24 protein-coding genes and 1 tRNA gene are annotated in these 25,521 nt (G+C 32.1%); 15 read left to right on the forward strand and 10 right to left on the reverse strand.

Annotated features, from left to right (window positions below; genetic code table 11):
- Nucleotides 1-44: 44 nt before the first annotated feature.
- From AC13CQ_RS15935 to AC13CQ_RS15955, 5 genes are all read right to left on the reverse strand, one after another.
- Nucleotides 45-398 (reverse strand): DUF4260 domain-containing protein, encoded by a 354-nt coding sequence (locus AC13CQ_RS15935; RefSeq protein WP_008615115.1) that lies wholly within the window; start codon nt 396-398, stop codon nt 45-47.
- Nucleotides 399-760: 362 nt separating this feature from the next.
- Entirely contained in the window at nt 761-1,333 is a 573-nt protein-coding gene (locus AC13CQ_RS15940) for an NAD(P)H-dependent oxidoreductase (RefSeq protein WP_008615117.1), read from the reverse strand.
- 72 nt (nt 1,334-1,405) lie between these two features.
- Nucleotides 1,406-2,227, reverse strand: coding sequence for a helix-turn-helix domain-containing protein (locus AC13CQ_RS15945; RefSeq protein ID WP_008615118.1), 822 nt, complete (start codon nt 2,225-2,227; stop codon nt 1,406-1,408).
- A gap of 20 nt (nt 2,228-2,247) precedes the next feature.
- Nucleotides 2,248-2,787, reverse strand: coding sequence for a hypothetical protein (locus tag AC13CQ_RS15950; RefSeq protein ID WP_008615119.1), 540 nt, complete (start codon nt 2,785-2,787; stop codon nt 2,248-2,250).
- 532 nt (nt 2,788-3,319) lie between these two features.
- Entirely contained in the window at nt 3,320-3,859 is a 540-nt protein-coding gene (locus tag AC13CQ_RS15955) for an NADPH-dependent FMN reductase (RefSeq protein WP_008615120.1), read from the reverse strand.
- Between the two features lie 109 nt (nt 3,860-3,968).
- Here AC13CQ_RS15955 and AC13CQ_RS15960 point away from each other — a divergent pair, with 109 nt between their 5' ends.
- The gene (locus tag AC13CQ_RS15960) at nt 3,969-4,859 is read left to right on the forward strand and encodes an aldose 1-epimerase family protein (protein WP_008615122.1); all 891 of its coding nucleotides are present in this window, start codon (nt 3,969-3,971) and stop codon (nt 4,857-4,859) included.
- 284 nt (nt 4,860-5,143) lie between these two features.
- On the opposite strand, the gene lpdA is transcribed toward AC13CQ_RS15960, so the two are convergent.
- Nucleotides 5,144-6,544: a dihydrolipoyl dehydrogenase gene (lpdA, locus tag AC13CQ_RS15965; RefSeq protein WP_040879794.1), complete on the reverse strand. Its 1,401-nt coding sequence runs from the start codon at nt 6,542-6,544 to the stop codon at nt 5,144-5,146.
- 443 nt (nt 6,545-6,987) lie between these two features.
- Here lpdA and AC13CQ_RS15970 point away from each other — a divergent pair, with 443 nt between their 5' ends.
- Entirely contained in the window at nt 6,988-7,962 is a 975-nt protein-coding gene (locus tag AC13CQ_RS15970) for an MBL fold metallo-hydrolase (RefSeq protein ID WP_008615126.1), read from the forward strand.
- A gap of 100 nt (nt 7,963-8,062) precedes the next feature.
- Here AC13CQ_RS15970 and AC13CQ_RS15975 read toward each other — a convergent pair whose 3' ends face one another.
- Complete coding sequence (locus tag AC13CQ_RS15975; RefSeq protein ID WP_008615127.1) at nt 8,063-8,521, reverse strand: Lrp/AsnC family transcriptional regulator; 459 nt, start codon at nt 8,519-8,521, stop codon at nt 8,063-8,065.
- A 157-nt stretch (nt 8,522-8,678) separates the two neighbouring features.
- On the opposite strand from AC13CQ_RS15975, the gene AC13CQ_RS15980 reads away from it, so the two are divergent.
- The gene (locus AC13CQ_RS15980) at nt 8,679-9,881 is read left to right on the forward strand and encodes an aminotransferase class I/II-fold pyridoxal phosphate-dependent enzyme (protein WP_008615133.1); all 1,203 of its coding nucleotides are present in this window, start codon (nt 8,679-8,681) and stop codon (nt 9,879-9,881) included.
- A 160-nt stretch (nt 9,882-10,041) separates the two neighbouring features.
- Here the strand turns inward: AC13CQ_RS15980 and AC13CQ_RS15985 are convergent, their stop codons facing one another.
- Nucleotides 10,042-10,494, reverse strand: coding sequence for a thioredoxin family protein (locus AC13CQ_RS15985; RefSeq protein WP_008615135.1), 453 nt, complete (start codon nt 10,492-10,494; stop codon nt 10,042-10,044).
- A gap of 209 nt (nt 10,495-10,703) precedes the next feature.
- Here AC13CQ_RS15985 and nhaC point away from each other — a divergent pair, with 209 nt between their 5' ends.
- From nhaC to ribB, 10 genes are all read left to right on the forward strand, one after another.
- The gene (gene nhaC, locus AC13CQ_RS15990; protein WP_474507199.1) at nt 10,704-12,158 is read left to right on the forward strand and encodes a Na+/H+ antiporter NhaC; all 1,455 of its coding nucleotides are present in this window, start codon (nt 10,704-10,706) and stop codon (nt 12,156-12,158) included.
- 205 nt (nt 12,159-12,363) lie between these two features.
- Complete coding sequence (locus AC13CQ_RS15995) at nt 12,364-13,002, forward strand: peroxiredoxin (RefSeq protein ID WP_008615147.1); 639 nt, start codon at nt 12,364-12,366, stop codon at nt 13,000-13,002.
- 7 nt (nt 13,003-13,009) lie between these two features.
- Nucleotides 13,010-13,324, forward strand: coding sequence for a thioredoxin family protein (locus tag AC13CQ_RS16000; RefSeq protein WP_008615150.1), 315 nt, complete (start codon nt 13,010-13,012; stop codon nt 13,322-13,324).
- Entirely contained in the window at nt 13,305-13,565 is a 261-nt protein-coding gene (locus tag AC13CQ_RS16005; RefSeq protein ID WP_008615152.1) for a DUF6952 family protein, read from the forward strand. The genes AC13CQ_RS16000 and AC13CQ_RS16005 overlap by 20 nt, the downstream gene beginning before the upstream one ends.
- 158 nt (nt 13,566-13,723) lie before the next feature.
- On the forward strand, nt 13,724-14,227 hold the full coding sequence (gene tpx, locus AC13CQ_RS16010) for a thiol peroxidase (RefSeq protein ID WP_008615153.1): 504 nt from the start codon (nt 13,724-13,726) through the stop codon (nt 14,225-14,227).
- Nucleotides 14,224-14,583, forward strand: a complete 360-nt coding sequence (locus AC13CQ_RS16015; RefSeq protein ID WP_008615155.1) for a diacylglycerol kinase — start codon at nt 14,224-14,226, stop codon at nt 14,581-14,583. Before tpx ends, AC13CQ_RS16015 begins: the two co-directional genes overlap by 4 nt.
- Nucleotides 14,584-14,645: 62 nt before the next feature.
- Nucleotides 14,646-17,066, forward strand: a complete 2,421-nt coding sequence (locus tag AC13CQ_RS16020) for a DNA translocase FtsK (RefSeq protein WP_008615157.1) — start codon at nt 14,646-14,648, stop codon at nt 17,064-17,066.
- A 71-nt stretch (nt 17,067-17,137) separates the two neighbouring features.
- Entirely contained in the window at nt 17,138-17,785 is a 648-nt protein-coding gene (gene lolA1 / locus AC13CQ_RS16025) for an outer membrane lipoprotein periplasmic chaperone LolA1 (RefSeq protein ID WP_008615167.1), read from the forward strand.
- A 73-nt stretch (nt 17,786-17,858) separates the two neighbouring features.
- Entirely contained in the window at nt 17,859-19,310 is a 1,452-nt protein-coding gene (locus AC13CQ_RS16030; RefSeq protein WP_008615168.1) for an LptF/LptG family permease, read from the forward strand.
- Nucleotides 19,311-19,511: 201 nt separating this feature from the next.
- A complete protein-coding gene (ribB, locus tag AC13CQ_RS16035; RefSeq protein WP_008615169.1) occupies nt 19,512-20,663 on the forward strand; it encodes a 3,4-dihydroxy-2-butanone-4-phosphate synthase in 1,152 nt (383 codons plus the stop codon).
- A 376-nt stretch (nt 20,664-21,039) separates the two neighbouring features.
- Here the strand turns inward: ribB and AC13CQ_RS16040 are convergent, their stop codons facing one another.
- On the reverse strand, nt 21,040-22,245 hold the full coding sequence (locus tag AC13CQ_RS16040) for a DegT/DnrJ/EryC1/StrS family aminotransferase (protein ID WP_008615170.1): 1,206 nt from the start codon (nt 22,243-22,245) through the stop codon (nt 21,040-21,042).
- 78 nt (nt 22,246-22,323) lie between these two features.
- A complete protein-coding gene (locus tag AC13CQ_RS16045) occupies nt 22,324-22,956 on the reverse strand; it encodes an NAD(P)H-dependent oxidoreductase (protein WP_008615171.1) in 633 nt (210 codons plus the stop codon).
- Between the two features lie 382 nt (nt 22,957-23,338).
- Here AC13CQ_RS16045 and AC13CQ_RS16050 point away from each other — a divergent pair.
- Both AC13CQ_RS16050 and AC13CQ_RS16055 read left to right on the forward strand, forming a co-directional pair.
- A tRNA-Ser gene (locus AC13CQ_RS16050) sits at nt 23,339-23,423 on the forward strand.
- A 248-nt stretch (nt 23,424-23,671) separates the two neighbouring features.
- Nucleotides 23,672-24,883, forward strand: a complete 1,212-nt coding sequence (locus tag AC13CQ_RS16055) for a site-specific integrase (RefSeq protein ID WP_040879796.1) — start codon at nt 23,672-23,674, stop codon at nt 24,881-24,883.
- The last annotated feature ends 638 nt before the right edge of the window (nt 24,884-25,521 follow it).

Consider the following 25,521-nt stretch of genomic DNA (forward strand, 5'->3'; position numbering starts at 1 on the left):
ATTTTTATAAACCCTATATAGCGTCCATACTTTTATGATTCTAATTATAAAAATGATTCTGTACTTAGTGTTGTATGCCAAAAACCATCAAGGTATTTAAGTCCTGTTCCAATTGCTCTGTCCATAGTAGCATGAGCAAACAGAATAATCCCAACGAGCATGAATTTTCGATTTCCTTTTACTAATCCATAGGTAATAAACAGTACAGCGATCCCTCTAAAATGAACTAAATTGTAGGTAACTGCACCAAAGGCATCGTTAACCAAGTACCCTAACATTCCCAAATCTGGCAACATTAATAAGGCAGGAAACCACCACCATTTAAAATTTAAAAGTGAAAATAAATAGATGGACATAAAGAACATTGTTAGTTCTTCAATTTGAATCAAGATTTCCATAAATGCTTTTTTTAAAAAATTAGTGTTAGAGATTATTTAGTGTTTAATATGAATATTTCTAATAAAATCTGTTAGATTTTAAGGATATTAACGTTTGCAACAATTAAATAACAGATTAATTTATATTCAATAATTTGATGAAGCAAATGTAAAGGCTCATTAGAACCTAAAATTGTATGAAAACGAGATTATTTTCGGGATTAAATTTTCATCTTTTGGTTGAATAGTTTCCATCCGAAAAATGTTGTCACAGTCTTCTAAATCAAAATTCCACTTAGCATTTTTACAAATTTTGTTAATGTTTGGTGTTAATTGATTTACTAATCTCTGGGTAGTTACTGAAGTTTTGAAAACATATACCATCATAAAAATGCCTTTTTAGTTTCTTGTTTCCACATCGCTACACGCTCTGTAGTTACCTTGTCAGCTTGATCAAAGAAAAAATGTTTTATAATTTCTAAGCCGCTATAAGTGTATATTCCGGTGTCAGATGTTAAAGAGAGCGCTTTGTCCATCCCTAAACTTTGATATTCCCTATGTGACTTTCCGTGTGTATTTATAATAACTACTTTCTTACCAGTTAGCAACCCTTTTTGGACGCCTGCATCATAACGGTAAGCAAAACCATAGCTAAAAACTCGGTCAATATACCCTTTCATGATAGCGGGTAAACCAGTCCACCAAATGGGGTGAATAATGGTAATACAATCCGCCCAGGTAATAAAATCTTGTTCTTGCTTTACATCAGCAGCTACGACTCCTTGTAGTTGTCCAGCCAAATCATCAAATGACAGTACTGGATTGAAATTTAAAGCATACAAATCCCTAACGTATACTTCGTTATTGTTTTCTTGAAGATATTCTACAACATAATCTTTTAATGTACTGTTTAAACTTTTGGTATTTGGGTGACAATAAATAATCAAATGTTTCATCTGTTTTTATTTTATAATTTGATGAAGCAAATGTAAATTCTAGCAACAGGCTAGAATTGTAGGAAAACGAAATCAGGATATTGGATTGCAAATATCTTGTTGAAATTTAATGTATTCTGTGGGGGTAAGATGGATATAATATTTAAAATCACGAATAAGTTGACTCTGGTCATAATAACCACATTGATTAACTATTTCAAACCAATCAATTTTTGAAGTATTGGAAGCTACCCCTTGGATAAATTCAGTGGCTTTTAAAAACCTTTTATAGCGTATCAATTCTTTGGCGGAATAACCAAAGTGTTTTTTATGTTGTAGTTGTATATTACGTGGGGTTTGCCCATATTCCTTGGCTACTGACTTTATTGAACTTATAGATTGATTTTCAAAATTAGCTAATTCTTTAGCAATTTTATTTCGTTTCATTAGATAAGGTTCACTGAATTTAAGAATGTGATTAACTCTGGCGTTTATATCATCCATTTTACTAAGTTGATGCCACAAAATATGGAAGCAGTCCCCATGTACAATAGCTTCTGGTTGGATAGGTAAATGTTCTGAAATAGCGGAATACCTAAAAAACCGATAAAAAGCATCATCTTTAAAGTTAACAATCAGTATTTCTGTATTTGGAGGGAGTGTGTAATCAAAGGCCTTTTTTACAGGACCAATAACAAGAAATTTATCAACTTCAATCCGTGTGTTTTGTTGGGTACGGAAAGATGGCTTTTCTTTAAAATTGAAAATTAGTATGGTTTGATACGATGGTAATAATGTTTTTGTAATACGTTTATTCGAATTGTTTTCAGCATAATAAAAATGTGTAAATACCTCCTCATAGCTCCTTGGTACTGCTATTCTATAATTATTGAATTCATGTTTATTTTCTTTCATTCTTTACAATTAAAAAATCCTTATTTAAGTAGTATACAAAATGACTTCACTATTCGTTGAAAAAATCCATTATCACTTTTTTTTACCGCAGTTTTTACTTCTTTTCCCAATTTTCTATAAAAGTTAAATGATTTGGGATGACTACTACTTACTAAAAGGTATTCAAACCCCCTATTCTTATACAGAGGTAGGATTACATTATGTAGCCAATAAGTTCCGTAACCATTCCCTTTATCAACCACATGAAAATACTTTAAAAGTAGGGTTTTATCAATTGGATAATTTATTAATTCTCCTTCTATTTGATCTAAAGCGCCTCCAACAATTAATACTACGCCTATTACAGTATTGTTTTTCTCCATTGTGTGCGTTTCAAACCAAATATTTTCTTGCTTTTTTATGTTTTCAATATACTGTATAGCATGATAAAGTTCGTTGTAGTCATCCCAATCATTTTTTAATTTCCAATTGACATATTTTCCTATAGGGAGTAAAAAATTATAATGAAATATAGCATGAATATAAAAAACTACAGTTCCCTTTCTACCTAATTCTTGCATCCTTATTTAGTGTTTTAAAATTATACTGATTTGTTTTACTTCATTACAAATTTATCCATAAAAAATATAAAAATATGATTCGGGTTGATATAGCTATATTATTATAAAACTGTAATAATAGGTCAAATAAGTACGAGATTCTGTTAGTGGAAATTCTTATTTTTTATGTGAAGACTTTTCTATAAAATACACTTGAGACTGGAATTACTATGTTAGACTTTCAATAGGTAGAGAAAATATATTTTGTATCCTTATTCTTTTGAAAATCTTTAGTTTACCATAATCTTCGGTCTTCTTTTCATTTCCACATTTTCAAATTAGAACATTCACAAATTTAAAACTTTGCCTCTTTACCTCTTCAAATCAGAAGTTATAAAGAAAAAACTGCCTACTGAACACTTTGCTTTATATTGAAAGATTGAAGAAGAAAAAGTCGGAAGAAAAAGGGTGAACAAGAATAAAGAGAAGAGAATATAGATTAAGTCGGAAGTTCTCAAATTTCTCTTAAATCCCTAGTGAACTAGTTATAAGGCTATGGTAATTTACTAAGAAAATTATTTAAGTGTTCTAAGTGCTTTTGCTTTAATTCATCGTTAATAATAACTCCTTTCTTTATAGAAAAATTCTCACTAAAAAGAGGTAAAGAAAACACATTGTCAATCTTTGCACCAAACCTTGGTAAGGTTTGTTCTGTATTTGTTATTGCAGAGATAGCTCCCCTTGTTCCTGGTGATGTCCCCATTAAAAAAACTGGTTTATCTAGTAGAAATTTACGCTCCACACGCGAAAGCCAATCGATTAGATTTTTAAAATAAGACGACACATTACTATTATGTTCATTTACACTAATAATTACGCCATCAGATTCCAAAATATCTTCCTTCAATTCTATTAATGAGTTTTTATAACCAAACTCACGTTCATCGTCTTCACTAAACATTGGAAAGGGCATATTAGCCATATTCAATAATTGTATGTCATGGTCGTCTATCAAAGAAACTGTATATTTTACGAGTTCATAATTAATAGAATTTGAAGAATTACTTCCAGCAAATGCAATTATTTTTTTCATCAAACAAAATAGTTATAGGATCAATATTCATAACAAGGTAATAATCTTTTTTAAGATAGTGAATTAGAATTTGTACTTTTAAGAAGAAAATATTATTTGCAGTATTACAATGAAAAATTCTGAAAAAGTAGCTATAAAAAACAAGTTTCTTCAAATTGAAATCACAAAAACTGGCGCTGAGCTTTGCAGTATTAAAAACAATGAAAATCCGGAATTTATATGGCAAGCTAACCCCGATATTTGGGGAAGTTCTGCTCCAGTACTTTTTCCAATAATTGGTGCTTTAAAAGACGCTGTTTTTTATTATGAAGGAAAAGAGTATAGTGTTCCAAAACATGGATTTATTAGGCACAATAACGCCCTACATATTATTTATCATAAAGAAGATAGTGTTACATTTGAGTATACTTATAACCAAGAGACCCTTAAAAACTATCCTTTTAAATTTGAGTTCTCTATAAGTTTTTCTTTAGATGATAAAAATCTAAACGTCTCTCATAAAGTAGTAAACCATGGAACTAATAATATGTTGTTTTCTTTAGGAGGACATCCTGCATTTAAATGTCCGCTCCAAGAAGATGAAAAATATGAAGATTATGTGTTGCAATTCGAAAAAATAGAGAATAGTTCTCGCCATTTAATTAATAATAATGGTTTACAAAATGGAAAAACAGCTACTAGCTTAATACATACAAATTTATTACCGCTCTCCCATAAACTTTTTACAGAGGACGCGCTCATATATAAAGATTTAAGGTCTAAAAAAATTAGCTTAGCGCATCAAGTTAAAGGGAAAGTACTTACAGTTTCTTTTTCTGATTTTGATTATGTAGGAATTTGGGCGAAGCCCAATGGGAATTTTGTATGTATAGAACCTTGGCTTGGAATTACGGATCATGAAGACACAAATGGCAATTTGAAGCAAAAAGAAGGTATTATTAGCTTAGCACCAAAAAAAGAGTTTAAGGCTAGTTATACCATTGAAATCCATAAAGCTTAGTTTTTAAACCCTCTTAGAGGGTTTAATTCCCCGAAGGATTCTACATCGAAATGAGTTGAATTAATTTCCTTTGAATATCTAGTGGTCTTGCCTCGAAGTAGTTAATTAACAAAAAGCTGTCTAAAAAGTAATTTATAGTTGTCAAACTGAGCTTGTTCGTTGTCAAACTGAGCTTGTCGAAGTTTAAAACAACTAGCACTCAAAAGAATCCTTCGACAAGCTCAGGAAAGCATTTAGAGTTTATATACTTTTTTAGACAGCCTCTTGCTGTTATATTATTACAACTATACGTGTAAAGCTCTATCTTCTGTTGCAGCCAGAGCGGCTTCTTTTACCGCTTCAGCATACGTAGGGTGTGCATGACTCATACGTGAAATATCTTCAGCGCTAGCTCTAAATTCCATAGCAGTAACTGCCTCTGCAATTAAATCTGCCGTACGAGCACCAATCATATGAACTCCTAAAACTTCATCTGTTTCCGCATCTGCAAGGATTTTAACAAATCCATCAATATCCATACTTGCACGAGCTCTTCCTAAAGCACGCATTGGAAATTGTCCTGCTTTGTATTTTACACCGGCTTCTTTTAATTGCTCTTCTGTTTTACCAACAGCAGCAACTTCTGGCCATGTATAAACCACTCCAGGAATTAAATTATAATCAATATGAGGTTTTTGCCCTGCAATACTTTCTGCCACTAAAACCCCTTCTTCTTCGGCTTTATGAGCCAACATTGCTCCTTTAATTACATCTCCAATTGCATAAATATTTTCAACATTTGTTTGCAAATGGTCGTTAACTTCCACTTGTCCTCTATCGTTTAATTTAACGCCTGCTTTATCAGCATTTAATCCATCAGTATAAGGACGTCTTCCTACAGAAACTAAGCAGTAATCTCCTTCAAAAGAAACCTCTTTCCCTTTCTTATCATCTGCTTTTACAACTACTTGCTCTCCTTTTCTGGTAACTTCTTTTACTTTATGAGAGGTGAAGAATTTAATACCTTTTTTCTTTAAAGAACGTTGTAACTCTTTAGAAAGTCCAGCATCCATTGTAGGAATAATTCTATCCATATATTCTATTACAGAAACATCCGCTCCTAAACGACTGTATACTTGACCTAGTTCTAAACCAATTACACCGCCACCAATAATAATAAGATGCTTAGGAATTTCTTTTAATTTTAATGCTTCTGTAGAAGTTATAACTCTTTCTTTATCTATTTCAATAAAAGGAAGACTAGATGGCTTAGAACCCGTAGCAATAATTGTTTTCTTTGCTTCGATTTCTTCGTTCTTTTCTCCTTTTATTTCAATATGAGTAGCGTCTTTAAAGCTTCCGATTCCGTGGTAAACATCAATTTTATTTTTGTTCATCAAGAAATCTATCCCGCTTGTAGTCTGGTCTACTACTCCTTGCTTACGAGCTATCATCTGCTCTAGATTAACTTTTACCTCCCCTGGAATTTCAATTCCGTGTTCTTTAAAATGACTAATAGCATCGTCATAATGGTGAGAAGAATCTAAAAGTGCTTTTGAAGGAATACAACCTACGTTAAGGCAAGTTCCTCCTAAAGTATTGTACTTTTCTATAATAGCTGTTTTCATTCCCAATTGTGCGCAACGAATTGCTGCAACATAACCTCCGGGTCCTGAGCCTATAACGGCTACATCATATGAGTTCATAGAATGTTTTTTGTATAACTTTTGTTTATCGACTAACAAAAATACAAATGTTTTACGGGAAGGCAACTATGTATCTTTTTAAAATTTGAATTATGTTTTTATCTAACAAAAAATCCATTTTTAAGCTAAAAATAAATTAGATGATAAATTCCAATATTTCACTTTTTAAAAAAATATCAGCTATTTTACTATATTTAAATTATTGTTGTCCGATAAAAGTTTACGGAATTTATTAAACTCCACTTATATCAAGGTCCAAAATGAGGTTTTAAAATAGACTTCTTGCTATTAATAAAAAGAGGATTTTAGCAATGTTGTTTCTTTAAAAGTGCTTATTTTTTGATAGTTAATATTTAGTCTTTGTTCTTATAGCGAAGTGGTCTTGTATTTTTACTCGGACATTAAAGTATTTAAATATAAATAATTAAAGAAACATCATCTTAATGAAACAGCTTCTCCTATTACTTTTATCTATTTGCTTGTTTGCATGTCAGACAAAAAAACAAGAGTTCCCTGCAGATACTAAAAGTATTGTTGGAATTCCAGAAATATCTGGAAAAGTTTCTCTTATTGTTTTAGGAAATGTTCAGGATGCAGGGTCTCCACAAATTGGTTGTACTAAAAAATGTTGTGAGAATTTATTTAAAAATCCAGATCGGAACAGAAAAATAACTTCGTTGGGGATTTACGATCAAGAAAATAATAAAACTTTTCTTTTTGAAGCCTCCCCAGATATTATAACACAAACAAAATATCTAAAAAATTACGCTCAAACAGTTGGCGAACTTCCTGATGGAATTTTCTTAACCCATGCTCATATTGGTCATTACAGCGGTTTGATGTTTCTAGGAAAAGAAGCTATGAACGCTTCCGATGTACCTGTTTATGTAATGCCAAAATTCAAGTTGTTTATAGAAACTAATGGTCCTTGGGATCAATTAGTCAATAATAAAAACATAGCTTTAAAAGCATTAAACCACAAAGACACCTTAGAAATTACATCAAATCTTAAAATTATACCTTTTAAAGTTCCGCATAGAGACGAATATTCCGAAACGGTTGGTTACACCATTATTGGTCCAGAAAAATCGGTTTTATTTATTCCTGATATTGACAAATGGGAAAAATGGGAAGAAAGCATCATTGAAAAAGTAAAACAAGTAGATTATGCCTTTTTAGATGCTACTTTTTTTGATGCTGAAGAAATTAACAATCGTGATATTTCCGAAATCCCACACCCCTTTGTAATAGAAAGTATGTCTCTTTTTTCTGATTTAAAGGTATCAGAAAAAAAGAAAATTCATTTTATCCATTTCAATCATACCAATCCCCTATTAAATCCAGAAAGTAAACAAACAAAAGAGGTGCTCCAAAAAGGCTATAAAATAGCCCGTCTAGGCAATACCATTCAATTATAAGCTAAACTAGCTCGAAGTAATCTTTCAAAGCATTTCAACGTAGAACCCTTTAAGATACTCAGGACAGACTCTGGGGAATAAAAGTGGCTATCTAAGAAAATTATAGTTTTACAACTGTAGTGTTTTTAACTTCCTCAATCATAAAAATACTATGCGTACTTCCTATATGTTTTAAAGACGTAAGTTTTGTAGTCATAAACTCACGATAAGCAACCATCCCTTCTACATTCACCTTTAAAATATAATCATAATCGCCACTAACATGATAGCATTCTAAAACTTCCTGTAACTTTTTTACTTCTTGTTCAAAACTAACAATATGCTCTTTGGTATGCTGCACCAGTCTAACATGGCAAAATACCACAAAAGACTTATTGATTTTCTTTTTATCTAAAATAGCAGTATATCCTTTTATAACTCCCTCCTTTTCAAGTTTTTTAATCCGCTCATAAACTGCTGTTTTGGAAAGATTTAATTGCATAGAAAGGGCTTTGGTAGTTTGCTTAGCGTCTTTTTGCAGTAATTCTAAAAGTATTTTATCAACTGTATCAAATATCATTCTGAAAAATTTTCATTAAAAATAAATTCCTTTCTGTGAAATTAAACTTTTTATCATAAATAACATTAATTATAAGAATAATTATCTAAATAAATGAATAGTAGTTGAATTTTATTCTTATTAAACCTTATTTTGATGATAAAATAAATTACCTATTATGAAATTTAATCCGGCAGATGCTATTCAAGACTTACAATATTTTGGAGAATTTGGAGGTGTAAATCCTTCTATTTCTGATTCTTCCACCTATACTTTTTTATCAGCAAAAACAATGTTTGATACTTTTGAAGGAAATACCGAAGGTTGCTATTTATATAGTAGACATTCTTCTCCTTCAAATTTATATTTAGGTGAAGCCTTAGCTGCACTAGAAGGAACTGAAACAGCAAATGTTACAGCATCTGGAATGGGCGCTATTACAGCCGTAATTATGCAGTTGTGCAATACAAACGACCATATTGTTTCTAGCCGAACAATTTACGGAGGAACCTACGCTTTTATGAAAAATTTCCTTCCAAAATTTAATATTTCAACCTCGTTTGTAGATACCACTAATCTTGAAATAGTTGAAGCGGCTATTACAGAAAATACAAAAATGATATACTGTGAAACCATTAGCAATCCGCTATTAGAAATTGCAGATATAAAAGGCCTGGCAGCTATTGCTAAAAAGCATAATATTCCGTTGGTGGTAGATAATACGTTCTCTCCGCTCACAGTTGCTCCAACAAAATTAGGTGCCGATATTGTTATTCATAGTCTTACAAAATTTATCAACGGTAGTAGTGATGCTGTTGGAGGTGTTGTTTGTGGAAGTGCCGATTTTTGTTTGAGTTTAAAAGATGTAAACGACGGTGCTGGAATGCTTTTAGGAAGCACTATGGATAGCCTAAGAGCAGCTTCCATTTTAAAGAATATGCGTACGCTACACATTAGAATAAAAAAACATAGTGATAATGCACTTTATTTAGCTGAAAGTTTTGAAAAAGACGGATTAAAAGTGGTGTACCCTGGATTAAAATCGCATACTGGACACGAAGTTATAAAAGCACAAATGAATGAAGAATATGGTTTTGGCGGGATGCTTACTATAGATGTAGGTTCTATTGACAAAGCCAATGCTTTTATGGAAAAAATGCAAGAAAATAATCTTGGTTATTTAGCAGTTAGCTTAGGATTTTACAAAACATTATTTAGTGCACCGGGAAGTTCTACTTCTTCTGAAATTCCACTAGAAGAACAAAAAGAAATGGGATTATCAAACGGATTAATTCGTTTTTCTATTGGATTGGATAACGATATTAAACGTACCTACGAAATGATGAAAACGTGTATGAAAGAGCTAGAGATACTTAACTAAAACTGACAATTAGGTTTAGGTATTTTTAAAACTGCAGTATCCTAATTTATATTAGGGCTGCAGTTTTATATTACTCGATAATCGAGATTTAAGCACTTCAACACTTGATGGACTAACGCAGGCAGACGGACTTAAACCTTAGCCCAAATACTATTGTCTTTTAATTATAATATTCTTCAATTTGATTTATTAAATCATCAGGCTTTCTTACATAGGTAAAAAAACTATCTTGCTCTCCATTTCTTTTTAATAAAACCATTGTCGGAACTGACTCTATCCCATAAATCTCACGATACTTCTTTACATATTCCTGATTCTCAGTATTCTCTTTATCCAAATCATCATAAATTTTAACCATAACAAACTTCTTGGAGTATTCTTTAAATTCTTCTGTTACAAAAGCATACTTTTTAATAAATCTGCAAGGGACACATTTTTTCATTCCAAAATAAATAATCACGTCTTTATCGGCCTTCTCTCCTAATTTTATTCCTTCATCGACATTATATACCCATTCCACAAGCTCTGTTAATTCATCAGTACTTTTTTCTTGTGAAAAACCTAAACATGTACTACTAAAGAAAATTATAAGAATTAATAATTTTTGATACATAAATAAGAATTTTAGTTTCTATAAAAATAACATATTTTCATTACATCTACTTATTCAAACAATTGTATTTGCAAAAAACTTAGTAATATTGTAACATTACATCCTAAACTATCTTTAGCGTATCTAAAGATTATTTATCAATCGTAATAATTCAATTTTACACTTAAAATCGGATAATTAAACCCTCTCTGAGGGATCAAATATTTTTAATGAAAGACGAAAAAGTAATTCAGAATAGAGAGCTTAGTATTTGGGAGGCTCTTATCCCAGTTGTAGTTTTAGTAGGTTTATTAGCATTTAATGTATTTGTTTTTGGAGATGATGCGCTTAGTGGCTCCAATCAATTTATTTTATTAATAGGTGGTGCTGTAGCTGCAATTGTAGGTATTTTTAATAAAGTTACTTATGAAAAAATGCTGGATGAAGTTGCTAACAACATTAAATCTACTGCTGGTGCCATTCTAATATTACTTTTTGTAGGAGCTTTAGCTGGAACATGGCTTATAAGCGGTGTTATTCCTTCCATGATTTATTATGGATTACAGATTTTAAATCCGACTTTCTTTTTAGCTGCATGTGTTGTTATTTGTGCCATCATTTCGGTAGCTACAGGAAGTAGCTGGACAACTTCAGCAACTGTAGGTATTGCCTTAGTTGGTATTGGAGGTGCTTTGGGCATTTCTCCTGGAATGACGGCTGGTGCTGTAATTTCTGGAGCTTATTTTGGAGATAAAATGTCTCCCCTAAGCGATACCACCAACCTAGCCCCTGCTATGGCTGGAACCGATCTTTTTACACATATTAGATATATGGCGTTAACTACCGTTCCTACGGTTGTAGTAACCCTCATTATATTTACTATTATCGGTCTTAATTTAGACACTACAAAGGTACCAGATACTGCTTCCTTACTTTCATCTATAGATGCATCTTTCAATATTTCGCCTTGGTTATTTTTAGTTCCTGTGGTTGTTATTTTCTTAATTGTAAAAAAAGCGCCGCCTCTTTTGGCTTTACTTATAGGAACACTTTTAGGAGGAATTTTTGCATTAATTTTTCAGCCTGAAATAGTAAAATCTATTACAGGGGCAGATAAGCTTACTTTTATCTCGGGTTATAAAGGAGTTATGAATGCTATTACAGTAGATACTTCTATAGAAACTACCAATGAAAAGCTAAACGATCTTTTCTCTTCTGGAGGAATGGCAGGAATGTTAGGCACTATTTGGCTAATTATATGTGCCATGGTTTTTGGTGGTATTATGGATGCTATTGGTGCTTTAGCTAGAATAAGTAAAGCGTTACTTACAGCTTTTGATTCTGTTTTTGGTTTGTTTGCCAGTACTGTTGCCAGCTGTTTAGCTTTAAATGTAACAGCATCCGATCAATATTTGGCAATTGTAGTACCTGGAAAAATGTATGCGCAAGCATATAAAGACAAAGGATTAGCTCCAGAAAATTTAAGTAGAACATTAGAAGATTCTGGAACTGTTACCTCTGTTTTAGTTCCTTGGAACACCTGTGGTGCCTACCAAAGTGGCGTACTTGGAGTAGATACTACTGCCTACATTGGCTATGCTTTCTTTAATTATTTGAGTCCGTTTGTAACATTACTGTATGCTGCTTTAAATATTAAAATAAAACAGCATACAGAAAAAAAATAATATCATAATTTTTCAAGCACTCTATTGAGTATTCCTTAATTAAAGAGGTCGAAAATTACATCATCAATAAAAATAATACCTATTCCGCACTAGTATAAGTAAACTCTATTTTTTAATAAGTTAATATAATTCAAAAAATATGGTTTCCTCTCTATTACTTTTTAAATTTGCATTGAAAGTTTAACACAAATAAAAAGTAATAAATATGGCATTAGTAGGTAAAAAATTTCCAAACATAGCAGTAGATGCTATGAACGAAATGGGAGACACTTTTAAATTGAATGTTTTAGAAGAAGCAATCAAAAACAAGAAAAAAGTAATCCTTTTTTGGTATCCAAAGGATTTTACATTTGTTTGCCCTACAGAATTACATGCATTCCAATCAGCTTTAGGAGAATTTGAAAAAAGAAACACCCTTGTAATTGGTGCTTCTTGTGATACTCCTGAAGTACACTTTGCATGGTTAAATACAGCAAAAGACAACGGAGGAATTGAAGGAGTTACTTACCCTCTATTAGCAGATAGCAACAGAAACTTAGCAAATATGTTACGTATTTTAGATTTATCTTCTGAAACGTATAACGAAGAAACAGATTCTTATGTTTACGAAGGAGATAATGTAACTTTTAGAGCTACTTTCTTAATCGACGAAGATGGTAAAGTATTCCACGAAAGTGTAAACGATATGCCTGTAGGAAGAAATGTAAACGAATATTTACGTTTAATAGACGCATATGCGCACGTTCAGAAAAACGGAGAAGTTTGTCCTGCAAACTGGGAAGAAGGTAAAGAGGCTATGAACGCCGACAGAAAAGGGGTTGCAGCTTACTTAAGTTCAAACTAAAAATACGATGTTAGTAGAATTAGAAAAAGATAATTTAGCTGATTTAGTTGCAGAAAACGATACCGTACTTGTACAGTATTCTGCTGGATGGTGTGGCAATTGCCGAATCATGAAACCTAAATTCAAGAAGTTTTCTCAAGAAGCAGCAAATGCAACTTTTGTTATTGTTGATGCTGAAAAATTTCCTGAATCTAGAAAGTTAGCAAGTGTAGACAACTTACCTACCTTTGCTGCTTTTAAAGGTGGAAAAGTGAGCAACCAAATTCAGACAAATAAAACAGACGTCTTAAAAGATTTTATTGATGAAGCTACCAGTAATTAAACAGCTTTCCAATTTTATTGAAGCCAACGATGAGGATTATGTAATTGAGGCCATTGAAACTTTGGAAGCTATTACAGAAGTCCCTTCATTAAAAGACGAAGAGTTGGACGTTATTGGAGAACTTATTTCCAATATGTATGGCGCTTTGGAGGTCAATAAAATGGTAAAAGAAGACGGAATGAACCAAAAAGAGGCTGTAAATGCCTTTATGAAGAGAGTTTTAGGTTCTATTGATAAATAGAATTGAATTCCTCAGATGGGAAAAAATTAGAAAAAGAAACAAAAAAGGTTGTCTGAAAAGACAGCCTTTTTTGTTTCTAATACCAGCATTTATTAATACCTTTAAATTTAGAAAAATCAACTATTTTTCTTTAAACATAAAAATTCAAGACAAATAAAATGGCAACAGTAACATTAAAAGGAAATCAAATTCACACATCAGGAGAGCTTCCTAAAACTGGAAACAAGGCACCCGATTTTAATCTTGTAAAAACAGATCTTTCTACTACTTCTTTAGCAGATTTTAAAGGTTCTAAAGTAGTATTAAATATCTTTCCAAGTGTAGATACAGGAACCTGTGCAGCCAGTGTACGTGCGTTTAATAAAGAAGTTTCTGCATTAGAAAACACAAAAGTATTATGTATTTCAAGAGACTTACCTTTTGCAATGGCTCGTTTTTGCGGGGCAGAAGGTTTGGAAAACGTAATTTCTCTATCAGATTTTAAAAATCATAAATTTGGTAAAGACTACGGTTTAGACTTTACAGATGGTCCTTTAGAAGGGCTTTTAAGTAGGGTTGTTATTGTTTTAAATGAAAATGGAGAAGTTATTTATTCAGAACAAATAGCTGAAACTGTAGACGAACCTAACTATGAAGCTGCATTAAATGCTTTAAAAGCTTGAACAATTTTATAAAAAATAGATTACACAGTATTAGGTACGCTTGTAAAGGAGCGTACCTTTTATTAAAAACTGAAGCCAGTATTCAAACGCAGGCTTCCATTGCCCTAATTGCTACAATTGCTGGTTTTTACTATCAAATTTCTCCTACTGAATGGATCTTACAAATTCTTACAATTGCTTTAATAATGAGTATTGAAGGTTTGAATACTGCTGTAGAAAAAATAGCAGATTTTATACATCCCGAGCATCATTATAAAATAGGATTTATTAAAGATATTGCTGCTGGCGCAGTTTGGATTTCAGCTATTACAGCTATAATAATTGGGGCTATAATCTACATTCCTAAAATATTTTAAAAATATAATTAGAAACTGTACGTTTGTAATTAGTATTTTTGCGACAAAACTTAATGTAGCCAATGGCCAAGAAAAAGACTAAAACGAGTACTAAAACTTCCTCAAAAAAAATTCCATCTTTTAAGGTATCCAATCAACAAAAAATTATTTTTGGAAGCCTCTTGATGCTTTTAAGTGTGGCTTGCGTTATTGCATTTATCTCGTATTTTTCTACTTGGCAAGAAGATCAAAGTTTACTTAAAGAGTTTGGAAACCGACAAGCAGAGGCTAAAAACTGGCTTAATAAATTTGGGGCTTCTGTAAGCCATTTATTTATTTATAAAGGTTTTGGAATTGCTGCATTTATATTTCCTATTTTACTTTTTCAAACAGGTCTTTATCTGTTTCTAAATTACAAACTTAAATTACTGACTAATAGGTGGTTTTGGGGAATTATTGTAAGTACTTGGTTAGCTATATTTTTTGGATTCTTTTCTGAAAGTGCCCCTTTGCTTGGCGGTGTTGTTGGGTTTGAAATGAATGATTTCCTTCGTGCTTACATCGGGAAAATTGGAGTTGCATTATTATTGTTTTTTATTTTTATAACCTATGCTGTTACTAGGCTTGGGGTAACTCCACAAAAGATAAAAGCTTTATTTTATACTACTCAAGAAGAGTTTAAAGCTGCTTTTAAATCAAATAAAGTAAAGGCTGAAGGTAATGAACCTGAAACAGCAACTTCTTATACAGAAACTTCTTCCACTCAAGAACCTAAAACTGTTTCAAATTCCTCAGAACCCGATACTACTTCTGATGTAGATATTGAAAATTCCTTCGAAATTAAACTAGCCGAAGAAGAGGAAGAGCTTGCTCCTCCAACATTAAAAACTCAAGCACCTTCTTCAAATAATGAAAATGATGAACTTAAAATAGAAGTAGAAACAGTTGAAGAAGAGAAAGAAGAAATTGATAATCTTTCTGAAAAACTGGTTAAAGATTTTGGGGAATTCGACCCGAAATTAGCTTTAAGCAATTATAAGTTCCCTACCCTAGAACTTTTAAACGACTATGGTTCTGGAAGTATCACTATTAATCAGGAAGAACTAGAAGAAAATAAAAATAAAATTGTAGACACTCTTAAAAACTACAAAATTGAAATTTCTCAAATAAAAGCCACTATTGGCCCTACTGTAACACTTTATGAAATTGTTCCAGCGGCGGGGGTGCGTATTTCAAAAATTAAGAATTTGGAGGACGACATTGCACTTTCTTTAGCGGCTTTAGGAATTAGAATCATCGCTCCTATTCCTGGAAAAGGTACTATTGGTATTGAAGTTCCTAATAAAAATTCTACCATTGTTTCTATGCGTTCGGTAATAGCTTCCAAGAAATTCCAAGCTGCCGAAATGGAATTACCTATTGCTTTTGGTAAAACCATTAGTAATGAAACTTTTGTTGTTGACCTTGCTAAAATGCCTCACTTATTGATGGCAGGAGCAACAGGACAAGGAAAATCTGTTGGATTAAATGCTATATTAACTTCATTATTATACAAAAAACATCCTGCGGAAGTAAAATTTGTATTGGTTGACCCTAAAAAAGTAGAGCTTACTCTGTTTAATAAAATAGAACGTCATTTTTTAGCCAAGCTTCCAGATAGTGAAGAAGCTATAATAACCGACAATACTAAAGTTATAAATACTTTAAATTCGCTTTGTATAGAAATGGATAATCGCTATGAGATGTTGAAAAATGCCATGGTGAGAAACATAAAAGAATACAACACAAAATTTAAAGCTCGTAAGTTAAATCCTAATGACGGTCACCAATTCCTCCCATATATTGTATTGGTTATTGATGAGTTTGCCGATTTAATTATGACGGCTGGAAAAGAGGTAGAAACCCCTATTGCTCGTTTAGCTCAATTGGCTCGTGCTATTGGAATTCATTTAATTGTTGCTACTCAACGTCCTTCTGTAAACGTAATTACTGGTATTATTAAAGCAAATTTCCCTGCGCGAGTAGCTTTTAGAGTGACTTCAAAAATTGACTCAAGAACAATTTTAGATTCTCCAGGAGCCGACCAATTAATTGGACGTGGAGACATGCTTTATACACAAGGAAATGACCTTACCCGTTTGCAATGTGCCTTTGTAGATACACCAGAAGTAGATAAAATAACTGACTTTATTGGTGGACAACGTGCATATCCAGATGCTCATTTACTGCCAGAATATGTAGGAGAAGAGTCTGGCACAGGACTTGATATAGATATCTCAGAACGAGATGCTCTATTTAGAGAAGCAGCCGAAGTAATTGTTATTGCTCAACAAGGTTCTGCTTCCCTATTACAACGTAAATTAAAACTAGGTTATAATAGGGCTGGAAGAATTATAGATCAGCTAGAAGCCGCTGGTATTGTTGGACCTTTTGAAGGAAGTAAGGCTAGACAAGTACTTGTTCCAGATATGGTAGCACTCGATCAATTATTGAATAACGAATAAATTATTTTAACACAAAACATTCTATTCCTTTTCAATTTATAAATAGAATAGAAAAATAAGTATACAAAAACATGAAAAAAATATTCTTTTTTATAGCAATAGCTCTAATATCATTTAATACAAATGCACAAAATGATGCAAAAGCAAAAAACCTTCTAGATGAAGTATATGCTAAAGTTAAAAGCTATGATAATATATTTATCGAATTTAAATATGCTTTAGACAACACTGCAGAAAGTATTCACCAGGAAACAAAAGGAGATGTTACTATCCAAGGAGATAAGTATGTATTTAATTACTTAGGAGCTACCAAAATATTTGACGGAAGTAAAACATATACTATTATTCCTGAAAATGAAGAAGTAGTTATTGAAGCTAGTCAAGAAGAAGGAGAAGGCGCTATAACACCATCTAAAATGCTTACTTTTTACAAAGAAGGTTATAATTATAAATGGGATATTCTAAAAAACGTAAAAGGAAGAAACATTCAATATGTAGAATTAACGCCTATTGATAGCAATTCAGAAATAAAGCAAATCCTTTTAGGAATCGACGCGCAAACAAAGCATATCTATGATTTGATTGAAGTTGGCAGCAACGGTACCAAAACTACAATTACCGTAAATTCCTTCAAAACAAACGAACCAATTTCGAAGTCTTTATTTACTTTTAATAAAGCAAAATACGACGAATTAGGGTATTACATCATAACAAACTAGTACATTGAAAATTTTAGACAGATACATTCTATCAAGGTTTTTATATAATTTCATCAGTTCGTTTGTGATTCTGATGTTTATATTTATCTTTCAAGCAATATGGTTTTTCATAGATGAATTTGCAGGTAAAGATATCGACCTAATTATTGTAGGGAAATTTCTGTTTTACTACTCCCCTAACCTTGTTCCAAATGTTCTTCCGCTAACAGTACTATTGGCGTCTATTATGACCTTTGGTTCTTTAGCAGAAAACTATGAATTTGCGGCAATGAAAGCCTCTGGTATTTCTTTATATCGAGCCATGCGGGGACTTATTATTTTTATTACTTTTCTGAGTATCGGTACCTTCTTTTTTGCTAATAATGTTATTCCTGCTGCCGAATATAAATCGTATAACTTAAGAAGAAATATCGGACAAATGAAACCTGCAATGGCTATTACCGAAGGGGTATTTAGTAATGTAGGGGAAGATGTTAGCATGAAGGTTGAAAAGAAGCATGGAAATAACGACAACCTACTAGACAATGTAATTATTCATCAATTAGCAGATGGAGGACTTAATAATAAGGTTATAAAATCTGTTGAAGGGGAATTAGTAAGTAGCGAAAATTCTAATATTCTTCAGCTTGTATTAAAAGATGGAAATTATTACGAAGATTTAAAGGCTGAAAGTAGAGATAAACGTGATAACTATCCGCATGCTAAAGCATATTTTGATCGCTATACCATGTTTATGGACTTATCAAAACTTAATGATGTTGATTTAGATAAAGGGGACATTAAAAACTCTTACAAAATGCTAAGAGTGAGCGAATTAGATTACGCTATTGATTCCATACATACTTCACATAAAAAAATATTTACCAACTTTGGGGAGAATATTTATAAAAGAACAGGCGCTGCAAATCTTTACATCAAAAGAGACACTAAAAAAGAGGCTCCAAAAAAAGATACTCCTGAAATAAAAGCAGATAGTATTTCTAGTAATAATTTTAAAGTATTAGTTGATAAAAACACCGATAGTATTATTACCATTTTTGAAGACTACAGACAGAATCAATTGGTAGAAATGGCTTTGAATACCGTTAAAAATACGAAGACCACTTTAGAAGGAAAAAAATGGGATTTAAATAGAAGAACAAAGCTTTATAACCATTACAAACTTGCAATGCATCAAAAATATGCGCTTGCATTTGCTTGTTTTATTCTGTTTTTTGTGGGTGCTCCTTTAGGTGCAATTATCAGAAAAGGTGGTTTAGGACTCCCAATGGTTCTTGCTATTGGATTGTTTTTGACTTATCATTTTATAGGAATTTTTGCTAAAAATTATTCAGAAGATGGAAGCATCCCTCCTCTTATTGGTGCTTGGGTTGCTACAGGAATTATGCTCCCACTAGGAATTTTCTTAACCCGACGGGCAACTGCCGATAAAGCAGTGTTTGATTCTGGTGGTATTTTTTCAAAAGTATCTAGTCTGTTTAGTTTTTTAAAGAAAAAGAAATCGGATTCTAAAACTAACCCATAATAATGTAAAATAAACATCCTTGAGGAGTTTAAATAAAATAACTTAAATTCAATTCGACTGAGAGTACTTCGGTAAACTCAGAACAGGCTCTTAGGAATTAAACCCTCTATGAGAGGTTAATTTAGAAAAGCAAATTAATAATTCAATGCTTACCTAGCGAGTCAAAAGTGAAGAATTAAGTATCTTTGATAAAAATTTGCAATGAATACAGATACGCTAATGCCAACATCAGATATAAAATTAAATACTATTGAAGAAGCAATTGCCGATATCCGCCAAGGAAAGGTTATTATTGTTGTTGATGATGAAAATAGAGAAAATGAAGGAGACTTTGTAGCGGCTGCAGATAAAGTAACGCCAGAAATGATAAATTTTATGGCTACTTATGGGCGTGGTCTTATTTGTACCCCGCTTACTGAAAAACGTTGTAAAGAGTTAGATTTACACCCTATGGTTGGTAATAATACCGACCCTATGGAGACAGCATTTACAGTTTCTGTAGATTTACGAGGTTATGGCGTAACTACTGGTATTTCTGCTGGAGATAGAGCCAAAACAGTGAAAGCACTTATAAATCCTGAAACAAAATCTTACGAATTAGGAAGACCCGGACATATTTTCCCATTAGTAGCTAAAGAAGGTGGGGTTTTAAGACGTACAGGACATACGGAAGCAGCTATTGATTTTGCACGCTTAGCAGGACTCTCTCCTGCAGGAGTGATTGTAGAAATTATGAATGAAGATGGTTCTATGGCTAGACTTCCAGAACTATGCGAAGTTGCTAAAAACCTTGATATCAAAATTGTTACTATAGAAGATTTAGTTGCTTATAGAATGCAACACGATAGTTTGATTGAGAAAAAAGAAGATTTTGATATTGAAACAAGATTTGGTAAATTTAGACTTAGAGCCTACAAACAAACTACAAACGACCAAATCCATATAGCACTTACCAAAGGTAATTGGAACAGTGAAGAGCCTGTTTTAACACGTATTAACTCTACCTTAGTAAATAATGACATTTTAGGCACACTTACCAGCAATGCTGACAAAAAGCTAGACGATATGTTTAAATTGTTAAATAAGGAAGAGAAAGGCGCTATTGTGTTTATTAATCAAGAAAGTCATTCACTTAACTTACTCAATCGTTTATCAGAATTAAAAAAGCTTCAAGAAGAAGGAGAAATGAGAGCGCCAAAAGTAAATATGGATGCTAAAGATTTTGGAATTGGAGCACAAATACTACACGATTTAGATATCTCAAAAATTAAATTAATGTCTAATTCCTCACAAACAAAAAGAGTAGGAATTATTGGTTACGGACTTGAGATTGTGGAATATGCAAATTATTAATTTTTTTATTGTTGTCCGATAAAAGTTAACGGAATTTATTGCACTCCACTTATATCAAGGTTTAAATGAGGTATTCAAAATAGCCCCTTGCTATTAATAAAAAGAAGATTATAGTAATGTTATTTCTTTAAACTACTTATTCTTTGATAGTTAACATTTAGTCTTTGTTCTTTTTTCTTATAGCGAAGCGGTCTTGTATTTTACTCGGACATTAATGTGATTTTTTTATTATACTAAATCACTCTGCACATAAAGTACAGAGTGATTTAGTATTTTTACATCTCCATCTGAGTAACTACCTACTTATATTAGATTAATCATCTTCATACTCAGTAGTAAAGGCAATATCCTTCCCTTCAGCTCTTGCTTGATCGATTTATTTCGTTTCTAACAAAACACCACTTAATACTTGCTTCATTTTTTGAGCTCTCTCATTAACTTCTTCGTCCGTCCAGCTTAGTTTTATTAATACTGAAATATTACGTCCTAACCATTGGTCGGACTGACTAAAATCTTGAGAATTATAATCTGGTAATCCTTTAATAACTTCTTCAGGAAGCTTTCCTAAACTTTTTAAATCTTTTAAATGCTCCCATTTTTTGATATAATGCCAATTATTATCAAACCAATAAAAACAACCATCAACTCCATTGGCTACCAGCTCCTTTTGTGTAGCTCTAGCAGTTTCTTCATCGTTCATAAAAAAGCTGAGAAAAGAATAATTCTCTTCCCCACCATCTGGAACTGTTCTCATGGTAATCCCAGAAATAGTTTCAATAGCTTCTCTTAAAACAGTATAGTTTTTTTTCTGAATTACTAAAAAATCATCCAAACGATTTATTTGCGCCAAGCCTACTGCCGCATTCAATTCTGAAATTCGATAATTATATCCTAAAAACGGATGCGTTTCTGCTCCCCTATCTTTTCCTACATGATTATGCCCATGATCTGAATAATGATCGGCATTGGTAGCATAGTTTTCATTATTTGTAATAACAGCACCACCTTCACCACAAGTAATAGTTTTAACATAATCAAAAGAAAAACAACCTAAATCGCCATAACTACCAAGAGGTTTTCCTTTATAACTCCCTCCTATAGCCTGGCAAGCATCTTCCAGAAGTAAAAGTCCATTTGCCTCACAAATATCTTTTAGTGCTTTTAAATTCGCCATAGAACCACACATATGTACAGGCATTACTACCTTTGTTTTAGCGGTAATTGCTTCTTCTACTTTTTTGGGATCTATTGTTAACGTATCATCAATATCTACCAAAACAGGAACAGCTCCCAAGGCAATAATCGATTCAAAACTCGCTACAAATGTAAATGTTGGCATAATAACTTCATCTCCTGCTCCAATTCCAGCACTTGCCAACGCTATTGTTAATGCAGATGTGCCGCTACTAACTAATTGTGTATGTGCAACCTCCATTCTTTTTGAAATAGCTTTTTCCAGTTCAACAGCCTTCCAATGTCCATTTCTCATTCCATCAAAACCATAGCGCATTAAAACACCACTTTCCAAGACATCATTTACGTGTTTTCTTTCTTCGTCTCCAAATAATTCAAATCCAGGCATCCTTATATTTTTATCATTGCTTAGCCACAAAGTTAGCTAAAAGCATATATATTATAAAGTCTATAAATAAACAATATCTTACTTTAATTCTATCACGCTATCTTGCAAAGGTTTACGTACCTTTTTAAATGCTGCAAACATATCATCTTCAGCACGATATCCAATAGGTAATACTAAAACAGCTGTGAGATTTTTTGATTTAAGGTCAAGAATTTCATCATATTCTTCAGAAGAAAAACCTTCCATTGGGCACGCATCTATTTTTTCGATAGCACAAACCGTAAGTAAATTTCCCATAGCAAGGTAAACTTGGTTTTTAGCCCAGTTTTTAATCTCTTCAGCATTTTTACTATTAAAATCTTCAATTAAGAAATTCTGAAAAGGTTCTAAAATTTCATCAGGAGTATTACGGATATGCTTCACTCTTGCAAAGTAATTTTTGATATAGACATCATCAATTTTATTTTCGATTGAAAAAATCAATAGATGTGAAGCATCTTCTACTTGCGCTTGATTCCATGAACTGGCTCTTAATTGCTTCTGAAGTTTTTTATCGGAAACTATTAGCAATTTTACTGGTTGTAAGCCATAGGAAGTAGCCGTTAGATTAAAGGCTTTCTTTAAAACATTTAATTTTTCTTCGGTAAGAAATTTGGAAGAATCAAATTTCTTAACAGCATAACGCCATTCTAAAGCATTAATAATACTCATTCTAAATTGGTTTTAAACAAAAGTAAGTGATAATATAATGATATAACACTTGTTTTAGCTTTTTCTGACCCCTAAAAAATGTTTGAAATTCACATCTAATATTAGTTTAATTATGCATAGTGATGCTACTTGAAGTAAACTCTGAAAGAGTTAATATGAAAAACAAATAACCATTTTAGATATAAGCTCTTTAATAGACTCAGCACATAATTTTTAAGTATTTAAACCTTAATTATAGAGTAAAAATGAAAAGTCTAACAAATAAATTTAAAAAAAAGGAAAATTATATAGCTGATAATCAGCATCAAGAAATAAAAGCATAAAAAAAACCGCATTTTAGTCTTTTATATTCAAAAAAGGTTTTTATATTTGCACCCGCAAAGGAGAAATGGCAGAGTGGTCGAATGCGGCAGTCTTGAAAACTGTTGAGGGTCACACCTCCGGGGGTTCGAATCCCTCTTTCTCCGCTGAGAGCGTAATAAGCTCCAACAAAATCCCGTAAACCATCAGTGTTTACGGGATTTTTCATTTTATACCATTTCATTTAAATTCAATTAATAGCAATAAAAAGTGGGGCAATTCGGTGTCTGTCCAATCCACAAAATAAGTGACACCGAATGAAGTGAAACCCCTTTATTTTAGCGCTATTTGGCGTTTTTTGGATTTTGTAATTCGATGTCTATTTTGTACCTTTTTTCAAAATTCGGTGTCACTTATGATAAATTCACTTTCACTTTTGTATTACATAAAGAAATCCAAAGTCGATTCTAATAATAAATGTAATATCTACATGAGAATAACTATAGATGGTAAAAGAGCAGAGTTTAGTGTTAATAGGAAAGTTCAGCAAGATCGTTGGATCGCTAAGTCTGGAATGGCTAGAGGATCTAACCCTGAGATTAATGAACTCAATAACTATTTAAATAAAGTTAAAACAGCTATTCTTAATAAACATCAAGAATTCATAACTAATGAAAAGGCTCTAACAGCAATTGCGCTTAGAGATGCCTATCTTGGGAAAAATAAGAAGCATAAAATGCTTTTAAGAATTTTTCAAGAGCATAATGATAAAGTTGATAGTCTTATTGGAAAAGATTTCTCTGCGGGTACTGCAGAACGTTATAGAACCGCAAAGAAACATATTGAAAACTTCATTAAACATGAGTATAAACTTAACGATATTCCTGTTACTGATGTTGACTACCAATTCATAAGCGGATTTGAATACTATCTTAAAACCGTCCGTAAGTGTAGCCATAATACAGCAATTAAATACATAACGAACTTTAAAAAGATTATACGTATTGCTTTAGCTAATGACTGGATTAAAAAAGATCCTTTCTTAAACTGGAAGGTTCGATTGAAAAACGTAGAGCGTGAATTTCTAACAAAGCAAGAAATAGAAACATTATTAAAAAAGAATCTTAGAACGCCAAGACTAGAACAGGTTCGAGATATTTTTATCTTCTGTTGCTTTACTGGTTTAGCCTATGCTGATGTAGAGAAGTTAAATGAAAATGACATCACAATAGGTATTGATGGTGAAAAATGGATCAAAACTAAAAGGAAAAAGACTAATTCAAAAAGCAATATTCCAATTTTACCTATTGCTGCTATGATTTTAGATAAGTATTCTGATTATAAAGATAATGAGGGAAACAATAAGTTATTACCTGTATTAACCAATCAAAAAATGAATGCCTATTTAAAAGAAATAGCCGATTTATGTGGTATCCATAAAAATTTTACCACTCATATGGCAAGGCATACATTCGCCACAACTGTAACTCTTTCCAATGGAGTTCCTATAGAATCGGTTAGTAAAATGCTTGGTCATAGCTCCTTAAAAACAACACAACATTATGCTAAAATTTTGGATATGAAAATAAGTGATGATATGAATGTATTAAAACAAAAGTTTAGTTGATATCCTAGTAAATTTCACCTCTGCCAATAGTATGAATTGAAGTAAGTAAAAAACTGAATTATACAAATAATATTAAATCATAACACTAAAGTTACATAACAAATATTTCGTTTATTCCTATTCTAAGATATGATTATCATTTTAATTCTCTCCCCTATTCAACCCCTACAATTCCACTAATAATTTTTGCTTATCGCTAAGCACATATTTAGGAAGGACATATAAAGTATAGGGATTAGCCATACCATATTTTAGAGGGAGAATTATAAATATAATTTGATTTGATTTGATTTCAAGTCTTTGACAGGAGGCTTTTCGCTTTATACGCTATCCCTGTAAACTTTTAAATAATCTACTTCAAAAGGAATAACCTAAGTCTTGAATACTTCCATGACTAAATAGGTTTCAGATTTGTGATAAACCATTTTCTGAAGCTGTAGTTTAATTACATTTTTTTTGGACGACAATCTTATGGGTTTGATTTCAAGTAAGTTAGCACTGAAGTATTTATAGTTCCCTAACCTTTCTCCATACATTAGTGACCTCTAAAACTCTATTAGGCGGTAACCGTGGTAAATTATTATATAGAGTATTCCTATTAAACGAAGGTAAATATTACCATTTTCACCTCTGTTTTG

It is taken from the genome of Galbibacter sp. L-19, assembly GCF_056857615.1.